Origin of the sequence: Pseudomonas sp. TNT2022 ID1044 (assembly GCF_028656895.1) — a bacterium.
Lineage (GTDB): Bacteria > Pseudomonadota > Gammaproteobacteria > Pseudomonadales > Pseudomonadaceae > Aquipseudomonas > Aquipseudomonas reinekei.
In genome coordinates this window covers 405,452-426,133 of record NZ_JAMDHB010000009.1, presented here as the reverse complement: position 1 = coordinate 426,133, position 20,682 = coordinate 405,452, and the positions used below count along the sequence as shown (strand labels likewise).

At 61.9% G+C, this 20,682-nt stretch carries 19 protein-coding genes and 1 pseudogene; 19 read left to right on the top strand and 1 reads right to left on the bottom strand.

Annotation, left to right across the window (positions count from 1 at the left end):
• The 18 genes and pseudogenes from M5G20_RS14875 to M5G20_RS14790 all read left to right on the top strand — a co-directional run.
• Positions 1-184, top strand: a pseudogene (locus tag M5G20_RS14875) (IS30 family transposase); the annotation flags it as partial.
• Between the two features lie 75 nt (positions 185-259).
• Entirely contained in the window at positions 260-1,612 is a 1,353-nt protein-coding gene (locus M5G20_RS14870) for a UDP-glucose dehydrogenase family protein (protein WP_273919686.1), read from the top strand.
• Complete coding sequence (locus M5G20_RS14865; RefSeq protein WP_273919685.1) at positions 1,609-2,670, top strand: NAD-dependent epimerase; 1,062 nt, start codon at positions 1,609-1,611, stop codon at positions 2,668-2,670. The genes M5G20_RS14870 and M5G20_RS14865 overlap by 4 nt, the downstream gene beginning before the upstream one ends.
• A complete protein-coding gene (locus M5G20_RS14860; RefSeq protein WP_212624987.1) occupies positions 2,667-3,413 on the top strand; it encodes a sugar transferase in 747 nt (248 codons plus the stop codon). The genes M5G20_RS14865 and M5G20_RS14860 overlap by 4 nt, the downstream gene beginning before the upstream one ends.
• Positions 3,413-4,060, top strand: a complete 648-nt coding sequence (locus M5G20_RS14855) for a CpsD/CapB family tyrosine-protein kinase (RefSeq protein ID WP_150733537.1) — start codon at positions 3,413-3,415, stop codon at positions 4,058-4,060. The genes M5G20_RS14860 and M5G20_RS14855 overlap by 1 nt, the downstream gene beginning before the upstream one ends.
• A 23-nt stretch (positions 4,061-4,083) precedes the next feature.
• On the top strand, positions 4,084-5,106 hold the full coding sequence (locus M5G20_RS14850; RefSeq protein ID WP_273919684.1) for a polysaccharide biosynthesis/export family protein: 1,023 nt from the start codon (positions 4,084-4,086) through the stop codon (positions 5,104-5,106).
• A gap of 21 nt (positions 5,107-5,127) precedes the next feature.
• Positions 5,128-6,720, top strand: a complete 1,593-nt coding sequence (locus M5G20_RS14845; protein WP_273919683.1) for a GumC family protein — start codon at positions 5,128-5,130, stop codon at positions 6,718-6,720.
• On the top strand, positions 6,717-7,820 hold the full coding sequence (locus M5G20_RS14840; protein WP_273919682.1) for a glycosyltransferase family 4 protein: 1,104 nt from the start codon (positions 6,717-6,719) through the stop codon (positions 7,818-7,820). The genes M5G20_RS14845 and M5G20_RS14840 overlap by 4 nt, the downstream gene beginning before the upstream one ends.
• Positions 7,817-9,184, top strand: coding sequence for an O-antigen ligase family protein (locus M5G20_RS14835; protein ID WP_273919681.1), 1,368 nt, complete (start codon positions 7,817-7,819; stop codon positions 9,182-9,184). Before M5G20_RS14840 ends, M5G20_RS14835 begins: the two co-directional genes overlap by 4 nt.
• Entirely contained in the window at positions 9,181-10,149 is a 969-nt protein-coding gene (locus M5G20_RS14830) for a glycosyltransferase (RefSeq protein ID WP_273919680.1), read from the top strand. The genes M5G20_RS14835 and M5G20_RS14830 overlap by 4 nt, the downstream gene beginning before the upstream one ends.
• Positions 10,142-11,278, top strand: a complete 1,137-nt coding sequence (locus tag M5G20_RS14825) for a glycosyltransferase family 2 protein (protein ID WP_273919679.1) — start codon at positions 10,142-10,144, stop codon at positions 11,276-11,278. Before M5G20_RS14830 ends, M5G20_RS14825 begins: the two co-directional genes overlap by 8 nt.
• 12 nt (positions 11,279-11,290) lie before the next feature.
• Positions 11,291-12,292, top strand: coding sequence for a polysaccharide deacetylase family protein (locus M5G20_RS14820; RefSeq protein WP_273919678.1), 1,002 nt, complete (start codon positions 11,291-11,293; stop codon positions 12,290-12,292).
• Positions 12,289-13,593 carry a lipopolysaccharide biosynthesis protein gene (locus M5G20_RS14815; protein ID WP_273919677.1) on the top strand — a complete coding sequence of 435 codons (1,305 nt, stop codon included), beginning with the start codon at positions 12,289-12,291 and terminating at the stop codon, positions 13,591-13,593. The genes M5G20_RS14820 and M5G20_RS14815 overlap by 4 nt, the downstream gene beginning before the upstream one ends.
• Positions 13,590-15,509 carry a hypothetical protein gene (locus tag M5G20_RS14810; protein ID WP_273919676.1) on the top strand — a complete coding sequence of 640 codons (1,920 nt, stop codon included), beginning with the start codon at positions 13,590-13,592 and terminating at the stop codon, positions 15,507-15,509. The genes M5G20_RS14815 and M5G20_RS14810 overlap by 4 nt, the downstream gene beginning before the upstream one ends.
• 86 nt (positions 15,510-15,595) lie before the next feature.
• Complete coding sequence (locus M5G20_RS14805; RefSeq protein ID WP_273919675.1) at positions 15,596-16,285, top strand: N-acetyltransferase; 690 nt, start codon at positions 15,596-15,598, stop codon at positions 16,283-16,285.
• Between the two features lie 4 nt (positions 16,286-16,289).
• Positions 16,290-17,495 carry a GNAT family N-acetyltransferase gene (locus M5G20_RS14800; protein ID WP_273919674.1) on the top strand — a complete coding sequence of 402 codons (1,206 nt, stop codon included), beginning with the start codon at positions 16,290-16,292 and terminating at the stop codon, positions 17,493-17,495.
• A complete protein-coding gene (locus M5G20_RS14795; protein ID WP_273919673.1) occupies positions 17,467-18,261 on the top strand; it encodes a ChbG/HpnK family deacetylase in 795 nt (264 codons plus the stop codon). The genes M5G20_RS14800 and M5G20_RS14795 overlap by 29 nt, the downstream gene beginning before the upstream one ends.
• 206 nt (positions 18,262-18,467) lie before the next feature.
• Positions 18,468-19,160 carry an N-acetyltransferase gene (locus M5G20_RS14790; RefSeq protein ID WP_273919672.1) on the top strand — a complete coding sequence of 231 codons (693 nt, stop codon included), beginning with the start codon at positions 18,468-18,470 and terminating at the stop codon, positions 19,158-19,160.
• 122 nt (positions 19,161-19,282) lie between these two features.
• Here the strand turns inward: M5G20_RS14790 and M5G20_RS14785 are convergent, their stop codons facing one another.
• A complete protein-coding gene (locus M5G20_RS14785) occupies positions 19,283-20,089 on the bottom strand; it encodes a class I SAM-dependent methyltransferase (protein ID WP_273919670.1) in 807 nt (268 codons plus the stop codon).
• Between the two features lie 177 nt (positions 20,090-20,266).
• Between M5G20_RS14785 and M5G20_RS14780 the strand changes: the two genes are divergently transcribed.
• Positions 20,267-20,650: a hypothetical protein gene (locus tag M5G20_RS14780; protein ID WP_273919669.1), complete on the top strand. Its 384-nt coding sequence runs from the start codon at positions 20,267-20,269 to the stop codon at positions 20,648-20,650.
• Positions 20,651-20,682: the final 32 nt, after the last annotated feature.

The window sequence follows — 20,682 nt, the reverse complement described above, 5'->3', positions numbered from 1 at the left end:
CCAGTACCTGCCCAAGGGGACTGACTTGTCGGTACACAGCCAGGAGCAACTGAATGCCATCGCCCTGCAACTGAATATGCGCCCCCGTAAGCGCTTCGATTTCAAATGCCCGATCGAAGTCATGGGAGAGGTGATGCAGGAAGCCTTGGCTATGCGGCATGATGCTCCGGCTTCAATTCAATAACCGTGTTGCACTCAGCTCCTGCAACCGCCCAGTCTCATTTCTGATCTTTCCAGCGAACTTACGAGGCACGCCAATATGGACGTGAGCGTATTTGGTACGGGCTATGTTGGCCTGATACAAGCAGCGGCACTGGCCGATGTCGGACATCGTGTCTTATGTGTCGACATTGATCCCAATAAGATCAAGCAACTACAACAGGCCGTTCCACCGATTAGTGAACCGGGACTTTCCGGCACGCTGGAAGAAAACATCAAGGCCGGACGGTTGCTGTTCTCCACCCAGGCCAGTGACGCGGTCGAACACGCCGAGCTGATCTTCATCGCCGTTGGCACACCCGCCGATGAAGACGGTTCCGCCGACCTCACCCATGTGCTGAATGTGGCCCGGCAGATCGCCAGCTACATGGAGGCCGATCGCACCCTGATCATCAAGTCCACGGTGCCGGTCGGCACCGCCGACCAGGTCGCCGCCACCGCCCTCAAGGAACTTCAACGCCGGGACAAGGCCGCGCTCAAGGTGCGAGTGGTGTCCAACCCCGAGTTTCTCAAGGAAGGCAGTGCCCTGGCCGACTGCATGCGTCCGGACCGGATCATCGTCGGCACCGACGATGACGACGCCCGCAGCCAGATGAGCGAGCTGTACGCGCCCTTCTGCCGCAACCATGAAAAACTCATGTTCATGGACAACCGCAGCGCCGAGCTGACCAAGTACGCGGCCAACGCGATGCTCGCCACTCGCATCAGTTTCATGAACGAACTGGCCAACCTCACCGAATTGCTCGGGGCCGACATCGAAGCGGTGCGCAAGGGCATCGGTTCGGACCCTCGCATCGGTTATCACTTTATCTATCCCGGTTGCGGCTTCGGCGGCTCATGCTTCCCCAAGGATCTGCGCGCCCTGCTGCACACTGCCGAACACAACGGCATGCCGTTGCGTCTGTTGCGTAGCGTTACCGACGTCAACGACAGCCAGCGCCACATCCTGTTCAGCAAACTCAAGGCGCAGTTTCCCCAAGGGCTGGCCGGCAAGTCCATCGCGATCTGGGGCCTGGCGTTCAAGCCCAACACCGATGACATGCGCGAAGCACCCAGCCGCTATTTGATGGATGCCTTGTGGGCCGAAGGCGCCAGCGTGCAGGCCTATGACCCGGAAGCCATGTCCGAATGCCGACGCATTTATGGCTACCGCAACGACCTGCACCTGTGCGCCACCCGCGACGACACCCTGGAAGATGCCGATGCGCTGGTGATCTGCACCGAGTGGAAAAATTTCCGTGTGGTCGACTTCGACCTGCTGGCGAGCAAGCTGCGTTCGCGGGTGATCATCGACGGGCGCAATCTGTACAACCCCGAACACGTTGCGGCGGCCGGCCTGCATTACAGCGGCATCGGTTTGCGGCATGTCGTGCCCGAGGCGCCACGCCCATGAAGATTCTCGTGACCGGCGCCGCCGGATTCATTGGTGCCCACTGTGTGTTGCGGCTGTTGCGCGACGGGCATCAGGTATTCGGCCTGGATAACTTCAACGACTACTACGACCCGCAACTCAAGCACGACCGTGTGCAATGGGTGCGGGAGCAGGTCGGCCCTTTCCAGCTCTCAACGGTTGACCTGGCCGATGCTCCGGCCATCGAGACACTGTTTGCCCAGGAACAACCCGACGTGGTGATTCACCTCGCGGCCCAGGCCGGCGTGCGTTATTCCCTGGAAAATCCCCGGGCGTACCTCGACAGCAATCTGAACGGTTTCCTCAACATTCTCGAAAGCTGCCGCCGGCACCCGGTCAAGCATTTGATCTACGCCTCATCCAGTTCGGTCTACGGCGCCAACCAGCACACCCCGTATTCGGTACAGGACGGCGTCAATCACCCGCTGTCGTTGTACGCCGCGACCAAGAAAGCCAACGAACTGATGGCCCACAGTTACAGCCATCTGTTCGGCATTCCCTGCACCGGCCTGCGCTTTTTCACCGTGTATGGCCCCTGGGGCCGGCCGGACATGTCGCCGATCCAGTTCGCCCGGGCGATTGCCCAAGGGCAACCGTTGAAGCTGTTCAACTACGGCGAGCATCAGCGCGACTTCACCTATGTCGACGACATCATCGAGAGCATCGCCCGGCTGATCGACCGCGCGCCGCAAGCCAACGCCGACTGGGACCGCGAACAACCGGACCCGGCCAGCAGCATGGCGCCATGGCGGATCTACAACATCGGCGGCCAGCACCCGGTAGCGCTCAAGGATTACCTGGCCTTGCTGGAAAAACACCTGGGGCAAAAAGCCCGGGTCGAGTTGCTGCCACTGCAACCCGGCGATGTCTTGAACACCTGCGCCGACGCCAGCGACCTGGCCCGCGCCACCGGTTTCCAGCCCCGTATCGAACTGGATGAAGGACTCGGGCGTTTCATCGCCTGGTTTCGTGATTACTACCCACTGCCTATCGCCCAAGCGCCGCTCGCGGCTGAATTCCAGCGGAGGACTGCTCAATGACTGGACATGAACAAGGTGTACCCATCCAACACCTGCGCCGTGACAAGCGCCTGGATCCCGAACACCGAATGCGCCTCGACGCCGCCATTCATATGCAGGGTCGCGGCTGGGTGACAGGCCGTGACGGTGGCCGGCCATGGACGTTGTCGCGTACCAACCGGGTGTTTGCCTGCTTCGGCGCACTGGTGATTTTGCTGCTGATCTCGCCAGTCCTGCTGGTGTTGGCACTGGCCATCAGGCTCACCAGCCCGGGCCCGGTGATGTTCGTGCAGAAACGCACCGGCTATCGCGGCCGGATGTTCGGTATGTACAAGTTCCGCACCATGGTGGCCAACGCTGAAGAGCTCAAGGAGTCGCTGCGGCATTTGAACAAACACGGGAAGGACGCGATCGACTTCAAGATCGACAAGGACCCGCGGATCACCGGCATCGGTGGTTTCCTGCGCCGCACCAGCCTCGACGAACTGCCCAACCTGATCAATGTAGTGACGGGCGACATGCGACTGGTAGGCCCACGGCCAACGTCGTTCAACGCCTATCGCTACAAGGACAATCATCTCGCGCGCCTGAGCATCTACCCCGGCATGACCGGTCTCTGGCAGATCTCCGGGCGCAGCAATATCGACTTCGACCAGCGCGTTGAGTTGGACCTCAGCTATATCGCCGAGCAGAGCCTGCTGCTTGATCTGAAGATCCTGTTGAAAACCCCCTTCAAAGTATTCAGCGGCCACGGAGCAAGCTAATGGACGGTTCAACTGCAAAAAGCCTCAGCATCGCCAACCCGAGCGAGTCCAACCTGACGTCGGCCGTGCTGGATCAGGATCTGCGCATCCTGTTTCTGACCGCGGCCAACCCCGGCGCGGGCACCACCACCAGCGCCCTGGCGCTGGCCAGCCAACTGGCGCAAATGAGCAGCGGCCAGGTGCTGCTGGTCGATGCCAGTCAGTCCTCGACCAACCTTACCCAGCAACTGGGGCTCGGCAAGGAACGCGGTTTTCGCGACCTGCTCTTCAACGAGCAGAGCCCGCCGCTGTTGCAGGACTGTGTGGTCAACGTGTCGAGCCTGCCCTTCCACGTCCTGCCGTTCGGGCGTTTCTCGCGGGGCACTGAACACCTGACACCGGAGCGCCTGAGCCCGTTGCTCGATCAGCTCGGCAGTCAGTACCGCTTCGTGGTGATCGACGGTGACGCGGTGTATTCGGCCGCCGACACGCTGGTCATCAGCACTCAGGTGGACGGCGTGATCATGGTCGTGCGCTCTGAAGACACGCGCTGGGAAGTGGCGCAGGCGGCGGTTCAACGCCTGACCCAGGCCGGCGCGAAACTGGTCGGCAGCGTGTTCAACCGGCGCAAGTACTACATGCCCAAGTGGCTCTACAAAAACCTGTAAGCCCTCGCAAAAAGGATGACGCCATGAACGCCAAAATGCTTGTCCTGCTGTTGCTGCCGCTTGCAGGTTGCACCAGCACTTCGGAAACCCAGAACATGCCGGTGAATATCCTCACGGCCTCACCGGCCAACGCCCAGGCCACTGACATGCCCAAGATCGAACAGACCTTGCGCCCGCAGGATGTGCTGGACGTGATCTTCCACATCAGCACCAGTGGCTCGGATGCCTACCGCGTACAGTCCGGTGACCAGATCGGCCTGAACTTCACCGCTGCCAGCCAGCTCAACGGCAACCAGTTGGTGCTGCCCGACGGCACCATCGAACTGCCGGGCGCCAACACCTCGGTGAAAATCGCCGGGCTGACCAGTGAACAAGCGCGCCAGGAAATCCAGCGCGCCTATCAACGCAAACAGTTGTTCCAGCCCAACCGCAATCAGCTGACCGTGCAAATCATCAGTCCGCTGACCAACGAGCAGAACCTCAAAAACGCGCTGAACCACCCGGCCACCGGCATGAGCCGGGAGATCACCGTGGGCACCGACGGCTACGCCAGTTTCCCGGAGATCGGCGCCGTGCCGCTGCAAGGCATGACCGTCAACCAACTGGAAGCCTTCCTCAATAAAAAGTACGCACAGCTGCCGGGGCGGATGACCGTCGACGTGTTGCTCAAATCCACCGCCGGTAACGAAATCTACGTGCTCGGTGAAGTCGGCCAGCCGGGTTCCTACCCGATCCGCCGTCCGGTCTCGGTGCTCGAAGCGCTGACCCTGGCCCGTGGCTCCAACGTCAAGGCGCGTCTGGATTCGGTGGTGATCATGCGCCGCAACGGCAATCAGGTCGAAGCCCGTCGTTACGACGTGGAAAAAGCCCTGGCCGGCGATGCCTCGCAGATCGCCTACCTGCAACCGGACGACATGCTCTACGTGCCCAAGACCAAACTGGCCAGCGCCGGTGAGCTCGCACGGCAACTGGCGGATGTGGTGTTGTTCCAGGGTGTGGGTTTCAGCTTCGGCTACCGCGTCGATAACAAAGACAGTGACGACTAACTTACTCTCAGGTGACCCGACATGAACCCAAAGGAAAACTACCTGCACGAGTTCTTCAGGATCTTCTTCGCCAACAAACAATTGGTGAAGCGCGTGTTCCTGGTCTTTGCAGTGATCGCACTGGTCTTGCCACTGGTGCTCAAACAGAGCTTCGATATCACCGCCCAAGTGATCGTGCAGTCGAAAAAACTCTCACAAGGCGACGCCACTACGTCACTGAACCAGGAAAACGCGCAGTTCATTCCGCCGTCTCTGGCCGATATGGAAACCGAGAGTAATATCCTGCGCTCCCCGGCCCTGATCCGGCAGACCATCAGCGAATTGCGCGACAAGGGCGAGTACACCCCGCCTCCGGGCCTGCTCAATAAACTGCTGGCGCAACCGTTCAAGAACTACGTCAGCACGCCACTGCGTGAGCACGTGGTCAACCCGGTGAAATCGGCGCTGGGCATGGAAACCGATCCGGTGCGCGACACCGCGCTCGACGCCCTGACGCAACAAGCCATCGACAGCCTGAAGATCGAAACCCTGCCGGGCTCCAACGTGATCTCGATCATCTACAGCTTTCCTGACCCGGCCCAGGGCACCAGGTTTGTCGCGTCGCTGCTGCAAAACTACCTGGTCAGCCGTCAGGCCTTGCAATCGATCGACCTGCCGCAGAGCTTCTACGAAACCAAGAAAACCCAGTATCAGGTGCGTCTCGATGGCCTGGAAGGCAACCGGCAGGATTTGCTGGGCGCTATCGGTGCGTCCGACCCCAAGGAAGAGATTACCTTTCGCCTGAACGCGATCAACACCGAGGAGCAAGCGCTCAACCTGTACCGTGATCGCCTGCTGCAAAGCCAACGCTGGCTCGACTATCTGAAAACCAGCCTGGCCGCTGCCAAGGACTCCAAACTCAACGACTACACCTTCCCCTACACCTTCACCACCACCGTCGACAACGTGGCGTTCGAAGACCGCGAGATCAAACAAATGGGTGAGGCGCTGACCGCCCAGGTCAGCCGCTACATGAACGATCTGGCGATCTTCCAGCCCGGCAGTGAGCCGATGCTGCTGACCCGCGAGCAAATCGCCCGCACCCGCCAGCAGTTCCTCAAAGTGGTCAGCAACCGGATTCAGGAACGCACCAATGACCTGGCGATTGTCAGCTCGGTGATCGACCAGAAAACCGCGCGCATTGCCGAGTTCAAGAACCGCATCCACCAGTTGCAGGAAACCCAGAGCAAGTTGCGCCAGGTGGATACCGAGATCGACGCCCTGCACGCGGCCTTCTCCACCTACGCCCAGCGCTTTGCCGAAAGCAGCACCGCCCGTTCGCTGGACAACGACCTGTCCAACGCCCGGGTACTCAGCCCGCCGTTCGAACCGACCGAGGCGGCGTTCCCCAAACCGCTGTTGATCATTCCGTTCGGCTTGTTCACCGGTCTGTTGCTGGCGATTGCCTTCGTCTACGTGCGTGAGTTCTTCGATCATCGCTTCAAGCATCCAGCGCAAATCACCCATGAACTGGGCCTGCCGGTGCTGTTGGTGATCAACGATCAAAACGCCGAGCCGGGCAACCCGCACAAGAACTGGAGCGTGCCGAGCTTCGTCCATTGGGTGCGCAATTGAACGCGCCCCTGTCGTCCGGGCACAGCAGCCCATCACTGCCGATCATTCATTTGCTCAGCAGTGGTGGCTTCTATGGGGCCGAGCGGATGTTGCTCGACCACTGCCTGGCGACGCCGGGGCAGCACCAGGTGCTGTTTCTCGATGCACCGTACGCGTTGCTCGCACGGTTTCGCGAGGCGGGGGTCGACTGTCGCGGTTGCACCGGGCTGGGGGCGTTGCTTGCGCATTTGCGTGAGCGACGGGCCGAGCGGCCGCTGATCAACACGCATAACTTCAAGGGTTTGCTGTTTGGCTGGGTGGGCGCGACGTTGTTGCGCCTGCCGCTGGTGATCACGCAGCACGGTTTCACTCCGCGCAGTCGCAAGCAGAAGTTCTACACCTGGCTGAGCCTGCAATTGTGCCGGACCGCGTCGGTCAATCGCGTGGTCTGTGTCGCCGAAAGCATTGCCGCGCTGCACCGTCAGGCCAGCGTCAGTGCGCAGAAGCTGCAAGTGATCCCCAACGGCCTGCCGGCCACCCACGATCTGCAACCGCACAACGCGCAACGGCCACGCTGGCTGGCCGGCTACGTCGGCCGGCTGAGCAGTGAAAAAGGTCCGGACCTGTTTCTCGACGCATTGATTGCGCTGTGTCAGCAACACCCGCAACTGGACGCCGTGATGCTCGGCGACGGCCCGGAACGGGACAGCCTGTTGGCACGAATCAATGAGGCCGGTTTGCAGGAGCGCATTACGCTGCCGGGGTATCAGACCGACATGCGTGCGTGGTGGCGGCAACTCGACGCGCTGGTGATCAGCTCGCGCACCGAGGGCACGCCGATGATTCTGCTCGAAGCCATGCAGGCCGGGGTGCCGGTGGTGGCGTTTGGCGTCGGCGGGATTCCCGATGTGCTGGAGGATCGGCACAACGGCCTGCTGGCCACACCCGCCGACAGCGCCGCCCTCGCCCGGCAGATTGGCACCCTGCTACGTGACCCGGCGCTGGCGCACAAGCTGGTCGACAACGCACGACGCACACAACTGGATCGCTACGACCTCAAGGCCCTGGCCGAACGCTGGTCGCAGCTTTATATCCGTACTGCACGGGAGGCACGCGCGTGATTTTTCCGCTCTCGATCGTCAGTTTCCTCGGTCTGGTCTGCCTCGCATTGCTGGCCAGCCCTTATCCCTTTCTGGCGCCGGGAGCGGTGTTGGGCCTGGTGGGCGTCGCCGTGCTGTTCCGCAAGCCCGCCTGGGGCCTGCTGGGCATTGCGGCGCTGGTGCCGCTCGAAGGGTTCTTCAAGGACAGCACGCTGTCCGGCACCAAGATGATCGGTGCGTCTCTGGCGCTGATCCTGATGCTGCAACTGGCCTTGCACCAGATTCCATCCGAACGTTTGCGCAGCAACATCTGGCGCTTGCTGATCGGGTTCATGGTGCTTTATCTGCTGAGCATGCTGAACACCGATGACCTGGGCATGTCGCTGGGGCATCTGCGGGAGCTGAGCGTGGGGCTGATCCTGTTTGTGATCACGCTGTTGATCGGCCGTGAAATGAACCTGGACCTGTTCGCCCGACTGGTCACCCTCAGCGTCACCCTCACCTGCGCGCTGGCGATGTTTTCCAGCAAGTACCAGGACCAGGGTCGCGCCGCCGGCCTGCTGGAAGACCCGAACGCCTTTGCCATGCTGATCGCATTTGCCGTGCCGCTGGCGCTGCTGCTGGTGATCCGCAGCCCGAATCTGTTGCATCGCCTGTTCTGGCTGGGCGGTTTTATCCTGCTGCTGGGCGGCATGACCAAAACCGAGTCCCGTTCGGGCCTGGTGGTGTTGTTTCTCAGCCTGGTCATTGGCGCCTGGCACTACCGCGCGCACCTGACACGGATTCGCCCGCGTCACCTGGGTTTTGCCATGCTCGGGCTGGCCATCGTGATTCCGTTGGCCATCTATGCGATGCCGGCGGGTTATGTGGCACGCATCCAGTCCTTGAGTATTCTCAGTTCCGGCGCCAAGGCGCAGGACGAATCCCTGGGCCGCCGCGCCTCGTACATCGTCGTCGGCAGCCAGATGATCCGCGAAAATCCATTACTGGGTACCGGCCCCGGGACTTTCCCGCTGCACTACGCCACCACCGGTTACGCCAAGGCGTTTTCCGCCAACCGCAAAGTCGGTGACCTGTACCGCCGCGCCCATAACACCTATCTGGAGATCTTCAGTGAACTGGGGATTCCCGCCGGCCTGCTCTTCGTCGGCATGCTCGGCCTCGGCTTGTACAACCTGATGCGCGCCCGTCGAGCCTGGATGCGGCGCCGCAACTGGCAGCAGGCCGACCTGATGACGCACCTGGGCATGAGCTTTCTGTCGTTGACGCTGTTCTTGATGTTCCTCAGTGCACCGAACCAGAAGTACGTGTGGATCATGCTCGCCCTGACCTGCGTCCTGCGTCTGAAAGCCGAAGAAAGCCCAGTCCTGGAGGCCAAGGCATGAGCCGCATCAGTATCGTCATCCCGATGTACAACGAAGCCCGGCACATCGCCCGGACCCTGCTGGCAGCGCAACGCGCCGCCAATGTTGCCGGTCTGGAATGCGAGTTGATCGTGGTCGACAACGGCTCACAGGATCAGGGCCCGGAGATTGCCAGGCAGTCCGGTGCACAAGTGCTGGTCGTGCCCGGCGTGCTGATCGGCGCCCTGCGCAACCGCGGCACCGCGGCCGCCACCGGAGATTGGTTGGCCTTCATCGATGCCGACATCGAAATGCCCGAAGACTGGCTCACCCATTTACTGAAACTGGAAGCAGCCGGTGTCGCCGACGTGTTTGGCCTGGACTTGCACACCCCGGCGCAAGCGCCCTGGTACGCCACGGCATGGCAACGGCGCACCCTGCGTCCCTCGCGCCACACCGTGCAGTCGGTGGACTGGCTGCCCAGCGCCAACCTGCTGATGCGCCGCTCATGGTTCGACAAGGTCGGCGGTTTCAACGAAACCCTGCGCACGGGTGAGGACAAGGACTTCACCTTGCGCCTGTCTGCCAACGGTGCGCGACTGATGTCAATCAACGAAAACATCGCCCTGCACTGGGGCTACGAAATGAACTGGCGCGAGTGGATGGGCAAGGAAATGTGGCGCCAGGGCAGCCATCTGCAATTGCTGCGCACCCATGGCATGAGCCTGCGTCTGCTGCGCTTTCCACTGCTGTCGCTGGGTGCCTGGCTGCTGGACTTCTTGGCGATATCTGCGCTGCTGGATGGTTTTCCTCACCATGCGTTGTTCATGGTGCTGCTGACCACTGTTCCAGCGCTGGTCTTGAGCGTGCGCCAGACCGCCAAGCACCGAAACCCGTGCCTGACCGTGCAACTGTGGGGCCTGCATTGGGTACGCCTGCACCTGGCCGGTGCCGCGTTCATTCTCAGTCTGTGTCATTGGAATGCCAGGAGGCCCGCCCGTGGCTGAATTCATTTTCTGGTTGTGCCTGTTGTTGCCGGTCTACGCCTACGTCGGTTACCCGTTGCTGCTGACCTTGCTCGCGCCGTTCTTCGCCGCGCGCCGCCACGGCCCGGCGGCACCGATGGATGTGAGCATCGTCATTGCCGCGCACAACGAGGCGCGGTATATCGAAGAAAAACTGCGCACCGTGCTGGCCCAGGATTATCAGGCGCGCTCGCTGCAGATCATCCTCGCCAGCGACGGTTCCACCGACGACACCGTGGCCTGCGCACGCAAGGTCGTCGATCCGCGCATCACCGTGCTCGACCTGCCCCGCCAGGGCAAGGCCGCGACCCTCAATGCCGGCGCCGCGCTGAGCACGGGTGAGATCCTGGTGTTCACCGACGCCGACAACCAATGGTCCCACGACACCCTGGGCCATTTGCTCGCACCGTTGGCCGACCCTCAGGTGGGTGCCTGCGCCGGGCACATGCTGATCCCGGTGACCGGCAAAGGCCTGAGCATCGGCGACAGTCTCTATCGGCACTACGAAGGCTGGCTGCGCTACGTGGAAAACCGCACCGGTTGCATGGTGTCCGCCGACGGCGCCCTGCTCGCCCTGCGCCGCGAGTTGTTCCAAAAGGTGCCGGCGGAGGTCAACGACGACTTCTTTATCAGCACCTGCGCGCCGGTGGCGTTCAAGCGGATCATCTACGTGCCCGAAGCCCGGGTGATCGACACTGGCGTCGATGAGGCCGACAAACAATTTCGTCGGCGCCAGCGGGTCACCGTGGGCGGTTTGCAGAGCCTGGCCCAGCGCCGCGAACTGCTCAATCCGCTCAAACATGGCCTGTATGCGATTGCCTTGATCAGCCACAAACTGATCCGCCGCCTGGCGCCGATCCTGTTGCTGCCGCTGCTGCTGAGCAACTTCTGGCTGTGGGACGACCACGGCTTCTACCGCCTGAGCCTGATCGCGCAACTGCTCGGGTACTCGGCGGCCATCGCCGGTTTGCTCGACTCGCAACACCGCTTGCCCAAACCCTTTCGCCTCGCCGCGTTCCTCCTGGTGACCCTCGCCGGCATGAGCATGGGTCTGTGGCAGTTCCTGCGCGGTCAGCGTTATGCGCAATGGAACCCCGAGCAAAATCGATGAGAGGCACGTGCCATGGCGATCAAACACTTACTCAAGCGCACCAGCGGCTGGCTTTACCTCAATTCCTCGGTGGGACGCCAGCAGTTGCATGGCGCCGGAGTGATCCTGATGCTGCACCGGGTGCTGGCCAGCGACCACGCCGCCAACCTGCCCCACCGCAATGAACTGTGCGTCGGACCAAAGGCTTTCGAGCACCTGCTGGCCTGGCTGAAAAAACACTTCGATTGCGTGCCGCTGATGGAGATCCTGCAACCGGGCAGCCTCAGGTCCGAGCGGCCGAAAGTGGCGTTGACCTTCGATGACGGCTGGCGCGACAACGCGGTGAACGCCTTCCCGCTGCTGCAGAAATACCAGGTGCCGGCGAGTATCTTCCTGTCCACGGACTTCATCGGCAGCCGCCAGCGTTTCTGGTGGGAAAGCATCGGCGAAACCCTGTGGAACAGCCACGGTGAAAAGGCCCGTGCGCACCTGATCGAATGCTTGCAGCAACTGGGTCGGCCGTTGCCGGCACTGTGTGATGACCCGGATGTGCAACGGCGCAGCCTGGCATTGCTGCACTTTCTGCAGGACCTGAAAACCCTGTCGCCCCAAGACCTCAATCGCCTGACCGATGAATGCCCGCAAGAGTCGTTGCCGCAAGCGCTGGACTGGCAACAGGTGCGTTCACTGGAGGCCAGCGGCCTGATCCGTTTCGGGCCCCATGGCGCCAGTCACGCGATCCTTACCGGCCTCGACGATCAAACCCTGGATGAAGAACTGAGCCGCAGTCGTCAGGCCCTGCTGAATGGCTGCAACCGGCCGTTGCCGGTCTACTGCTACCCCAACGGTGACAACGACGAGCGGGTGCGGCAACACGTGGCCGACCACGACTTCCCGTTTGCCCTGGGCACTGGCACCGGCATTTACCGGGGCGCCAACGATCCGCTGGCCCTGCCGCGTTTTGGTGTCAGCCAGCGCACCGCACGCAATCCGGATCTGTTGTCCTGGCGCATCTACCGTGGGGCACGCCCATGAGTCGCAGCCATTACCTCAAGCACCTGGCGCTGAGCATGGGCACCAAGCTGGCGATGATCGGCTTGCGCTTGCTGCGCAACGTGTTGCTGGCGCGGATTCTCGGGCCCAGTGAACGCGGCCTGTTCGCATTGCTCAGCACCCTGCCGGACCTGATCAGCGCCGCCACCAGTGGCGGGCTGAATTCGGCGGTGGGTTACCAGGCGGCCAAGCAACGGCCGATGGGCTTATTGCTCAGTCAGGTGTTGGTGTTCGGGTGTTTGCTCGCGGGGTTGTTGACCTTGCTGGTGGTGGCGCTGACCCGTGAATTCGGCAGCGAACTGGACATCACCACGCAGCTCGGCCTGCTGGCCTGGCTGCTGTTGCTGGCGGTGCCGCTGACCGTGCTCAAGAGCGGGCTGCTGACATTGCACAACGCCTCGGGCGGCGTGGTGGCGTTCAACGCCCTGCGCCTGATCGAGTCGCTGGCACCGCTGTTGCTGTTTCTGGCGTTGTTCTGGATGTGGAAAAGCGCCGCGCTGGAAGCGGCGCTGATCAGCTGGCTGGCGGGCATTAGCCTGGTGGTACTGGTCGGTTGGGTGTGGCTCAAGCGCAATCAACCGCTGAGCCTGCAATGGGATCGCGCCAGTCAGAACGAGCTGCTGCGTTTCAGCGCCCGCAGCCATCCGGACATGCTGTTCCAGCAAGTGATCCTGCGCTCCGACTACCTGTTCATCGGCGCCTTGCTCGGCAGCACCGCGCTGGGTCATTACGCCATGGCCAGCGCCGCCGCCGAGTTGCTGCTGATTGTCCCGGAAGCGGTGACCACGCCGTTGATGAAACGCTTGCTGCAACAAGAAGAAGGCATCGAAAAAGTCACGCCACTGGCCCTGCGCCTGACGGCCACGGTGATGCTCGGCGCGTGCCTGACCATGGCGGTGATCGGCGAATGGCTGATCGTCACCCTGTTCGGTGTCGCCTATCAGCCGGCGTATCCGGCCTTGCTCGCGCTGCTGCCGGGGCTGCTCGGCTTGTGCTACGCGAGCATCCTGCGCCTGGATTTGCTGGGCAAGGATCGACCCGGTTCGATTTCGCTGCTGATGGGCCTCGGCGCCTTGCTCAACCTGGCGCTGAACCTGTTGCTGATCCCCGCCTACGGCATTGTCGGCGCGGCCGCCGCTTCGTCCATCGCGTACCTGGCGGTGACCGTCGCATTGCTGGTGATGTATTGCCGTTTGAGCCATGTGCCGCTGTGGCAAACCCTGATCATCCTGCCCAGCGACGTGGCACCGATGCTGCAAATCCTGCAACGGAAATCGGCATGAAATATTTTGCCCTGGCGGTGGGTCTGGGTCTGTCGCTCGACGCTTATGCCGGGCCGATGCGCTGGGCCGACATTCGTGACGGCAGCCTGTATCTGCAAGCGGATCGCCCCGATAACGTGACCGTGCGCTGGGTGCCGGCGTGGCAGGCGGATGCCAACGAAGAACACCTGTACCTGCTCGACGGCAAGGGCAAGTTGGCGGGTGAGCGCAAGATTGCCGCCAGCGAAACCCGGGGCAGCCAGAGCTGGCCGCTGTTGCCGGGCGCCAGCAGTTATCAACTGGAGATTCCCGGCTACAGTTTTCGCCGCTACAAGGTCGAACATGACGAGCGCACGGTGGCGTTGTTCGCTCCGGCCAAGGTGCATTTCAGCGCGGAAACCCGCGACGGCGACGAGCTGTTTTTCAAGGTCGGCGCCGGTGAACACGCGGTGCTGGCGGGCAAGTTCCACGGGGGTGTCGGCGCCCTGCAAGCGCAACGTGTCGGCGATGGGCGGCAAGTTTCGTTGGCGCTGAAACCGTACCGCGCTTACTGGCAATTCGATCAGGTCGCCCTGCCCGTCGCCAGTACCGAGCAAGTCTGGCGCCTGCGCCTGCAAGGCAGCGGCAAGGCCGCGTTCTGGCTCGACGGTACGGCCAATCTGTTCGCGCAGAATCCGCAACAGCTCAAACCCCTGCGCGAGGACGCGGGTGAAACCCGCCTGACCTTGCACAGGGACGTGGTCGGCAACACGCCGAAGCTGGGGATCGCGCTGCCCTACGTGATGCCGCCGCCCTCCAGTTATGCCGTGCTCGACGCCATCAAGCCCCAGGCCGGTGCCTATTACAGTTTCGTCGACATCACGGCAAAACAGCCGCATTACGAAGACGCGTTCCGTCGTTTATATCAGGATCGCTTCGGCATCACCCAAGACATCACCCTCCTCGCCGGCAGCCAGCGCCAGGCCGATCTGCGCGCCGACACCACCAGCAACGCCGGCCTCGACGCCTGGCTTGCCGCGACCCGCGCCCTCGGTGGCAAAGGGACCCATTACATCGGTTTCGCCGACGAGCCGAACCTCAACTACCCGGACTACGCCAGTTACCAGAGCATTTTCACCAGCATGGCCCGGCAGGTGCGCAGCAACCCCGACAACGCCAAGGCCGGTGTGCGCATTGCCATGCCGGCCAGTTCGCGGCTGGTCAACGGCCCGTTCGCCGACAACGCCGCCGACAAGCGTGGCATCGACTGGGCCGCGCGCCTGTTGAAAGAGTCCGGCGATCAGATCGATGCCCTGGCCTGGCACGAGTGGATGATTCGCGATTTGCTGGCGACCCGGGTTTACCGCGACAGCGTGCGCCGGGCCGCCGACCTCGTCGGCCTCGACGCCAACGGTCGGCCACGCAAGGCGCTGCTGCTGGACCAGACCAACCTGTCCAGCGGTTCCAGCCTGAGCCCTTACGATCAGGAAACTCACTTCACCTCGTTGTGGTGGGCCTCGGTGGTGATCAACGCGTCCCAGGATGGTTTGCTGGAGATGCTCAACTGGTTCCAGGCCGCCGACGAGCCCGAGTACCCCAAGGGCATGCTGCGAATGCTCGGCGACGACCGTTTCGAACTGAAACCGGTCGCACTCGCCCAGCAGTTCATCCAGCAGCATTGGCTGCATTCTGTGATGCGTCTGGAAAACAACGCGTTCGAGGTCGACGTGCTGGCCATGGCCGACGATCTCAAACGCAGCCTGTTGGGGGTCAATAAAGGCTCGCGCGTGCAACGTGTCAGCCTCAACGGCGCGGCATGCCCGCTGGCCAAAGGCTCATTGCGTTACTTCGGCGCGGACAACCGCAGCCGCGACGCACCTTTCACTTGCACCGACGGTCGCGTGAGCTTCGAGCTGCCAGGGCAAACCCTGTTCGCCCTGAGCTGGAGCGCTTCATGACCGCCGCTCGTCAGTTTGGCCGCGCAGGCACATTGCCGCGCGCTGGTTTACTCCACTTGCGGGTCCACCCGTCAGGAGCCAATAACATGAGTGCATTGCACAAGCTCAACCAACACATCAAACAGAAAGGCCTGTGGGCCACCCTGAAAAAAATCTGCAAACACTACGTGTATTCCCACCAGGAACTGCTGTGGATGGAGCGTGACCTGGTCAGTCCCATACCACCGCATAAACTCAAGTCTTATCCGCCGCTGCAAGTGGTCAGGATCACCCCGGAAAACGCCGTGGCCTTCACCCGCTACTTCGGCGACCGCGTAGAAACCATGGCCGAACTGGCCCGCGAAGGTCACACCGGTCACATGCACCTGGACGAAAAAGGCGACGCGGTGGCATTCATCTGGGGTGCCGCACGCCACTACCACGACCGCCATTACTACGGCTGCTGGTTCCCGGTCAAAGAAGGCGAGTTCTTCGAATTCGGCGGCGAACTAAGCCGCGGGTACTGGGGCACGTCGCTGTCGATGGACCTGCAAACCGAGCTGTGGAAAGCCATGCTCGCGCAAGGCTGCAACAAGGTGGTGGATGTGTGCGAGTGGCACAACGTCCCGGCGCTGAAACTGCATATACGCACGGGTTACGAGGAACAGGGGCGCATCATGAATGTGTATGAATGGTTTGGTCGCTGGCGTTTTTTCCGTGAAACCCGCTACACCGGCTCGCGCCTGGACGCCTTGCGCAAACCGGATCGTTCACCTGCAACACCTTCGGTGGCCTGAGCCTATGACCGTGCGATTTGAATGGCGTACTTCGTTGTGCGCCGCAGACTTTCCCGCAGCAGCCTATGAAGTGCTGCGTCTGCGAGTGATGGACCACACGCCATTCAATACACTGGCCTGGATGGTTGCATCGCAACAGGCGCTGACAACTGGCGAACAGTTGTACGTTCTGATGGGCTGGCAGGCTGACGAACTGGTTTTGTGCCTGCCCCTGGTGAGGTCCGTCGAGCGCTTCGGCGGATTGCCATTTCGGGTGCTGCATCACTTGGGCTATCCCCTGGCTGACCGTCTCGCGCTGCTCGCGTGCGTGGATGCCGATGACATGCGCAAGGCGTTGACCGAGGTTCGTCGGCGCTTGCCCCATGCCCTGTTGCAACTCAATGAACTGGCCGGCGAAGACACTGCGCTGACGGCGTGGCTCGCGCGCAGTTCCACTGCCGAGCGGCGCCTCAGTTGTCGCGCGCCGGTGCATCTGATGACCGATGCGGATCGCCAGGAAGTGTCCGGCGACCCGCGCTACAAACTGCGCCGGGCACGCAAGCGGATTGCCGCGTGTGGCGCGCAAGTGCGCCGCATTACCCCCGATGCAACGACCATGGGGCCGTTGCTCAAGGCCATCGCCGAGGTGGAGGCGGTGAGCTGGAAAGGCGATGAAGGCGTGGGCATTTTTGCCGATGAGCGTCACCGCCAATGGATGGACACCGCCTTCACCGCCCTCGCCGCCCAAGGCCTGGTGCGGGTGGTGACCCTGGAGCTGGACGGACGCTGCATCAGCTATCGCCTCGGTTTGCTCGAACAGGGCCGGCTGTACGACTACAACCTCGCATTCCTGCCGCAGTACGCCGACCTTGGCAGCGGCCGGGTGCTGCTCGAAGAATGGATTCGCTGGGGCCTGGACGACAACTGGCGCTGGATCGACGCGTCGCGGGTCAGCCTGGAAAATTCCAGTCATCAACTGCATGAACGCATGACCGGGCACATGGAACACTGGCGCTGGAGCTTCTATTCCTGGCGCCCGAGCGGACTGGCCCTGGGCCTGGCCTTGCGCTTCTGGCAGCACATCAAACCGCTGTTGCAACAGTGGCGGGCCAAGCGCGTGGCAGCGGTCAGCAGCCCTGCCCCTGTCGCAGCGCCGGAGGTCAAGGCGCCTGCATCCACTGACACACTCATGGAGGGTGAACATGCCACACCAAGTCATAGTCAACGCTGACGACTTCGGTCTCAGCGCCTGCGAAAACGCGGTGATTTTGGGAGCGTTCCAGGCCGGGATCATCAGTTCCGCCACGGCCATGGCCAACATGCCAGCCTTCGAAGCGGCGTGTGCCCTGGCCCAGCATCCGTTGCTGGCGGGGCGTATCGGCCTGCATTTCAACCTGACCTACGGCAGCCCGTTGAGCCGGCGTATTCTCGCGCGTCCGACCTTCTGTGACAGTGCCGGCGTGTTCGACCTGAACCTGTCGCGCACTCGCCTGTGGCTCGGTCTTCAGGACCGCCTGGCCGTCGAGGAAGAACTCGAAGCGCAATGGCAACGTTGCCTGGATAACGGCGTGCGCCCCAGTCATCTGGACTCCCATCAACACGTGCACAACATCTGGCCCATCGGTGAGATCGTCGCGCGGTTCGCCGCCCGGCAAGGCGTCCCCGTGCGGCTGGCGCGCAACCTGGGGCAAAACCTCAGCCTGCCCAAGCGCCTGTTCAAACAATTGCTCAACCACCGCTTGAACAGTCTGGCCGGCTCGACCGCCGACTACGTCTGCACCCCGGTGGACCTGCGCAACGCCGCGCCGCCCGCTTACGGCTTGCTGGAAATCGTCGCCCACCCCAACCAGCTCGGCGCCGATTTTGGCGATGCTTATCTGGAACAGGGCGAGTCATTGAGCGCCCTGCTCGAACAACGCTTGCCCGGGGTGCCGAGGGTGGCCTACGGCGAGGCCGCAAACAGTGTCCTCCGACGGGTGGTGACCGTAATGGACTGACCATCAGCCGCCGTTTTCATGCCCGATCAAAGCCCCTCCAGACGTACCGGAGCGCAGCTTTTTGACGCCGGAAAAACTGTGTCAATACTGAAACACAAATTGAAACAAATCGCTGTTAAAGGACGTGCCATGCAATTGCCATGGTGATCTATACCCATCATTACCTTCACCCAAAAGCACGGCCAATCCCGGCCAAGGAGGGCTTCATGAGCCTGATCGACAAACTCCGCGAACGAATCAAACAAAAAGGCTTGAGCCGCACGTTCAGCACACTGTGGAAACGCTATGTGTTTTTTCACTGGGAGTTGTTGTGGATGGAGCGCGATCTGGTCAGCCCGGTCCCGCCGCACAAGCTGCGCCCCTACTCCGGCGTGCGCCAGGTCACCATCACCCCGGAAAACGCAGTCGCGTTTACCAGGCACTTCGGTGACCGTGTGCAGACCATGGCCGAGCTCGCTGCCGAAGGTCACACCGGGCATATGTACCTGGACGAGGAAGGTCACGCGATCGGCTTCATCTGGGGCAGCACCCGTGACTACCACGACCGCCACTATTACGGCTGCTGGTTTGCGGTCAAACCCGGCGAGTTCTTCGAGTTTGGCGGAGAAATGATCCGCGCCTACTTCGGCAGCAGCCTGTCGGTGGACGTGCAGGTCGCGCTGTGGGAAGCGATGGCCGCGCAAGGTTGCAACAAGGTGGTGGACGTGTGCGAAACCCACAACATCCCCGCGCTGAAACTGCACATCCGCATGGGCTATCAGGAACAGGGCCGGGTCACCCACGTCTACGGCCTATTTGGCCGCTGGCGCTTCTTCCGCGAAACCCGCTACAGCGGTTCCCGCCTGGACCCACTGCGCAAACCGGGCCGGCCAGTGGTGACGGCGGCGGCGCAGGCTTGACCGGAGGTCGACCGGAATACCGCGTCGCTCTATTCGCGAGCAGGCTCGCTCCCACAGGGATTTGCATTCCCAATGTGGGAGCGAGCCTGCTCGCGATGGCGTCAGTGACAGCAGTCAATCACTCAGCGTTTCACCGCCACCCATGTAAAACACATCGGTAACTGCGCATCCTGCTGCTGATAGCGGTCATAGAGCGCTTCGCGGTTGGAATGCGGGTATTCCTTGAAGTGATTAATCTGCAGCCCGGCCGCAATGGCAGCGCTGAAGATGTCGCCCAGGGAATGGACGAACCAGTAGGACGACGGCGCCTGCTGCTCGACTTTGCCTTCGTAGACGATCGGTTGATTTTGCACGAAAGGTTCCTTGCGAAAGTACGAGGAACTCAGGGCAAAGGGATCGGCTGATTCGGGGTCGAACATTTCCAGGAACGGATGGGTTTCGTACACCACCAGGACGCCGCCAGGCTTGAGTGTTTGCGCCACGTGGCGGAAAAATCCGGCGATGTCCGGCATCCAGTTCAACACGCCGATGGTGATCAGGGCCACGTCGAAGCGACCCTTCAATTGCGCCGGCAAATGGTGAATGTCGGATTCGATGAACTCAGGAGCATGGGGCGAGCGTGCCGCCAGTTCACGCGCCTGCCCGAGAAACGCTGCGGACTGATCGACCCCGGTCACATGCCGGGCGCCAAGGGCAAACAGTGAAAGGCATTCGCGGCCATTGTTGCAGCCCAGTTGCACCACGTCCTTGCCGTCGATTCCGACTTCGCTCAGCACCCCGGTCAGCGTGTCATCCAGGCAGGTGAAATCCGCATGGGCCACGGCGGCCCATTGTTCGTGCCAGTCGGCAGAGTCTTTATGGTGACGGGCAGATTCATTCCACGCATCGCGGTTGCTGGCGATGGCTTGTTCGTGTGTCGGCATTTCCATTGCACGCTCCAGAATCGGGTCATTGATTGACAGCCCGAGTCTAGATCATGGCGGTTTAAAGCCCCATCGCGGCTTTGTTGCGATCTTGTAATTCAGGCTCGCCGACGCACGCCCACGGGAGCGCTATAGTTAATGGCCTCGGGGGAATGCGGATAAACCGACTTCGCAGGTGCTGCCATGAACAAAACCGGACACGCGCTATTGCTTGCTCTTTGCCTGACTGCCGCGAGCATTGCACAGGCGGACGACAGCCTGATGCAAACCGAGCTATCGAACACTGAATTCCACTATTACGGTGCCGACCAGCCTTTCGCCCACCCCGCGCCACCTTCGCTCAGTACGGTGCCACCGGGAGCGTACATCCCGACCTCACCCCAAACGTTCATTCCGGTGTCCAGCGAGCACGTGTTTTCCGACTCGCAATTGCCGACGGTAGCGGATGCCACCGTGCGCGTGTTCATTCGCACTTACGATCAGGTGCGTGGCGTCTACGTGAACCAGGAGGTCATCGATCCGACCTGCATGCTGGCCTGCCTGAGTGCGCCGGGGCCGTCCCTGTAACCAGCGGTTTTTCTTGCGACTTGAGGCTTGCA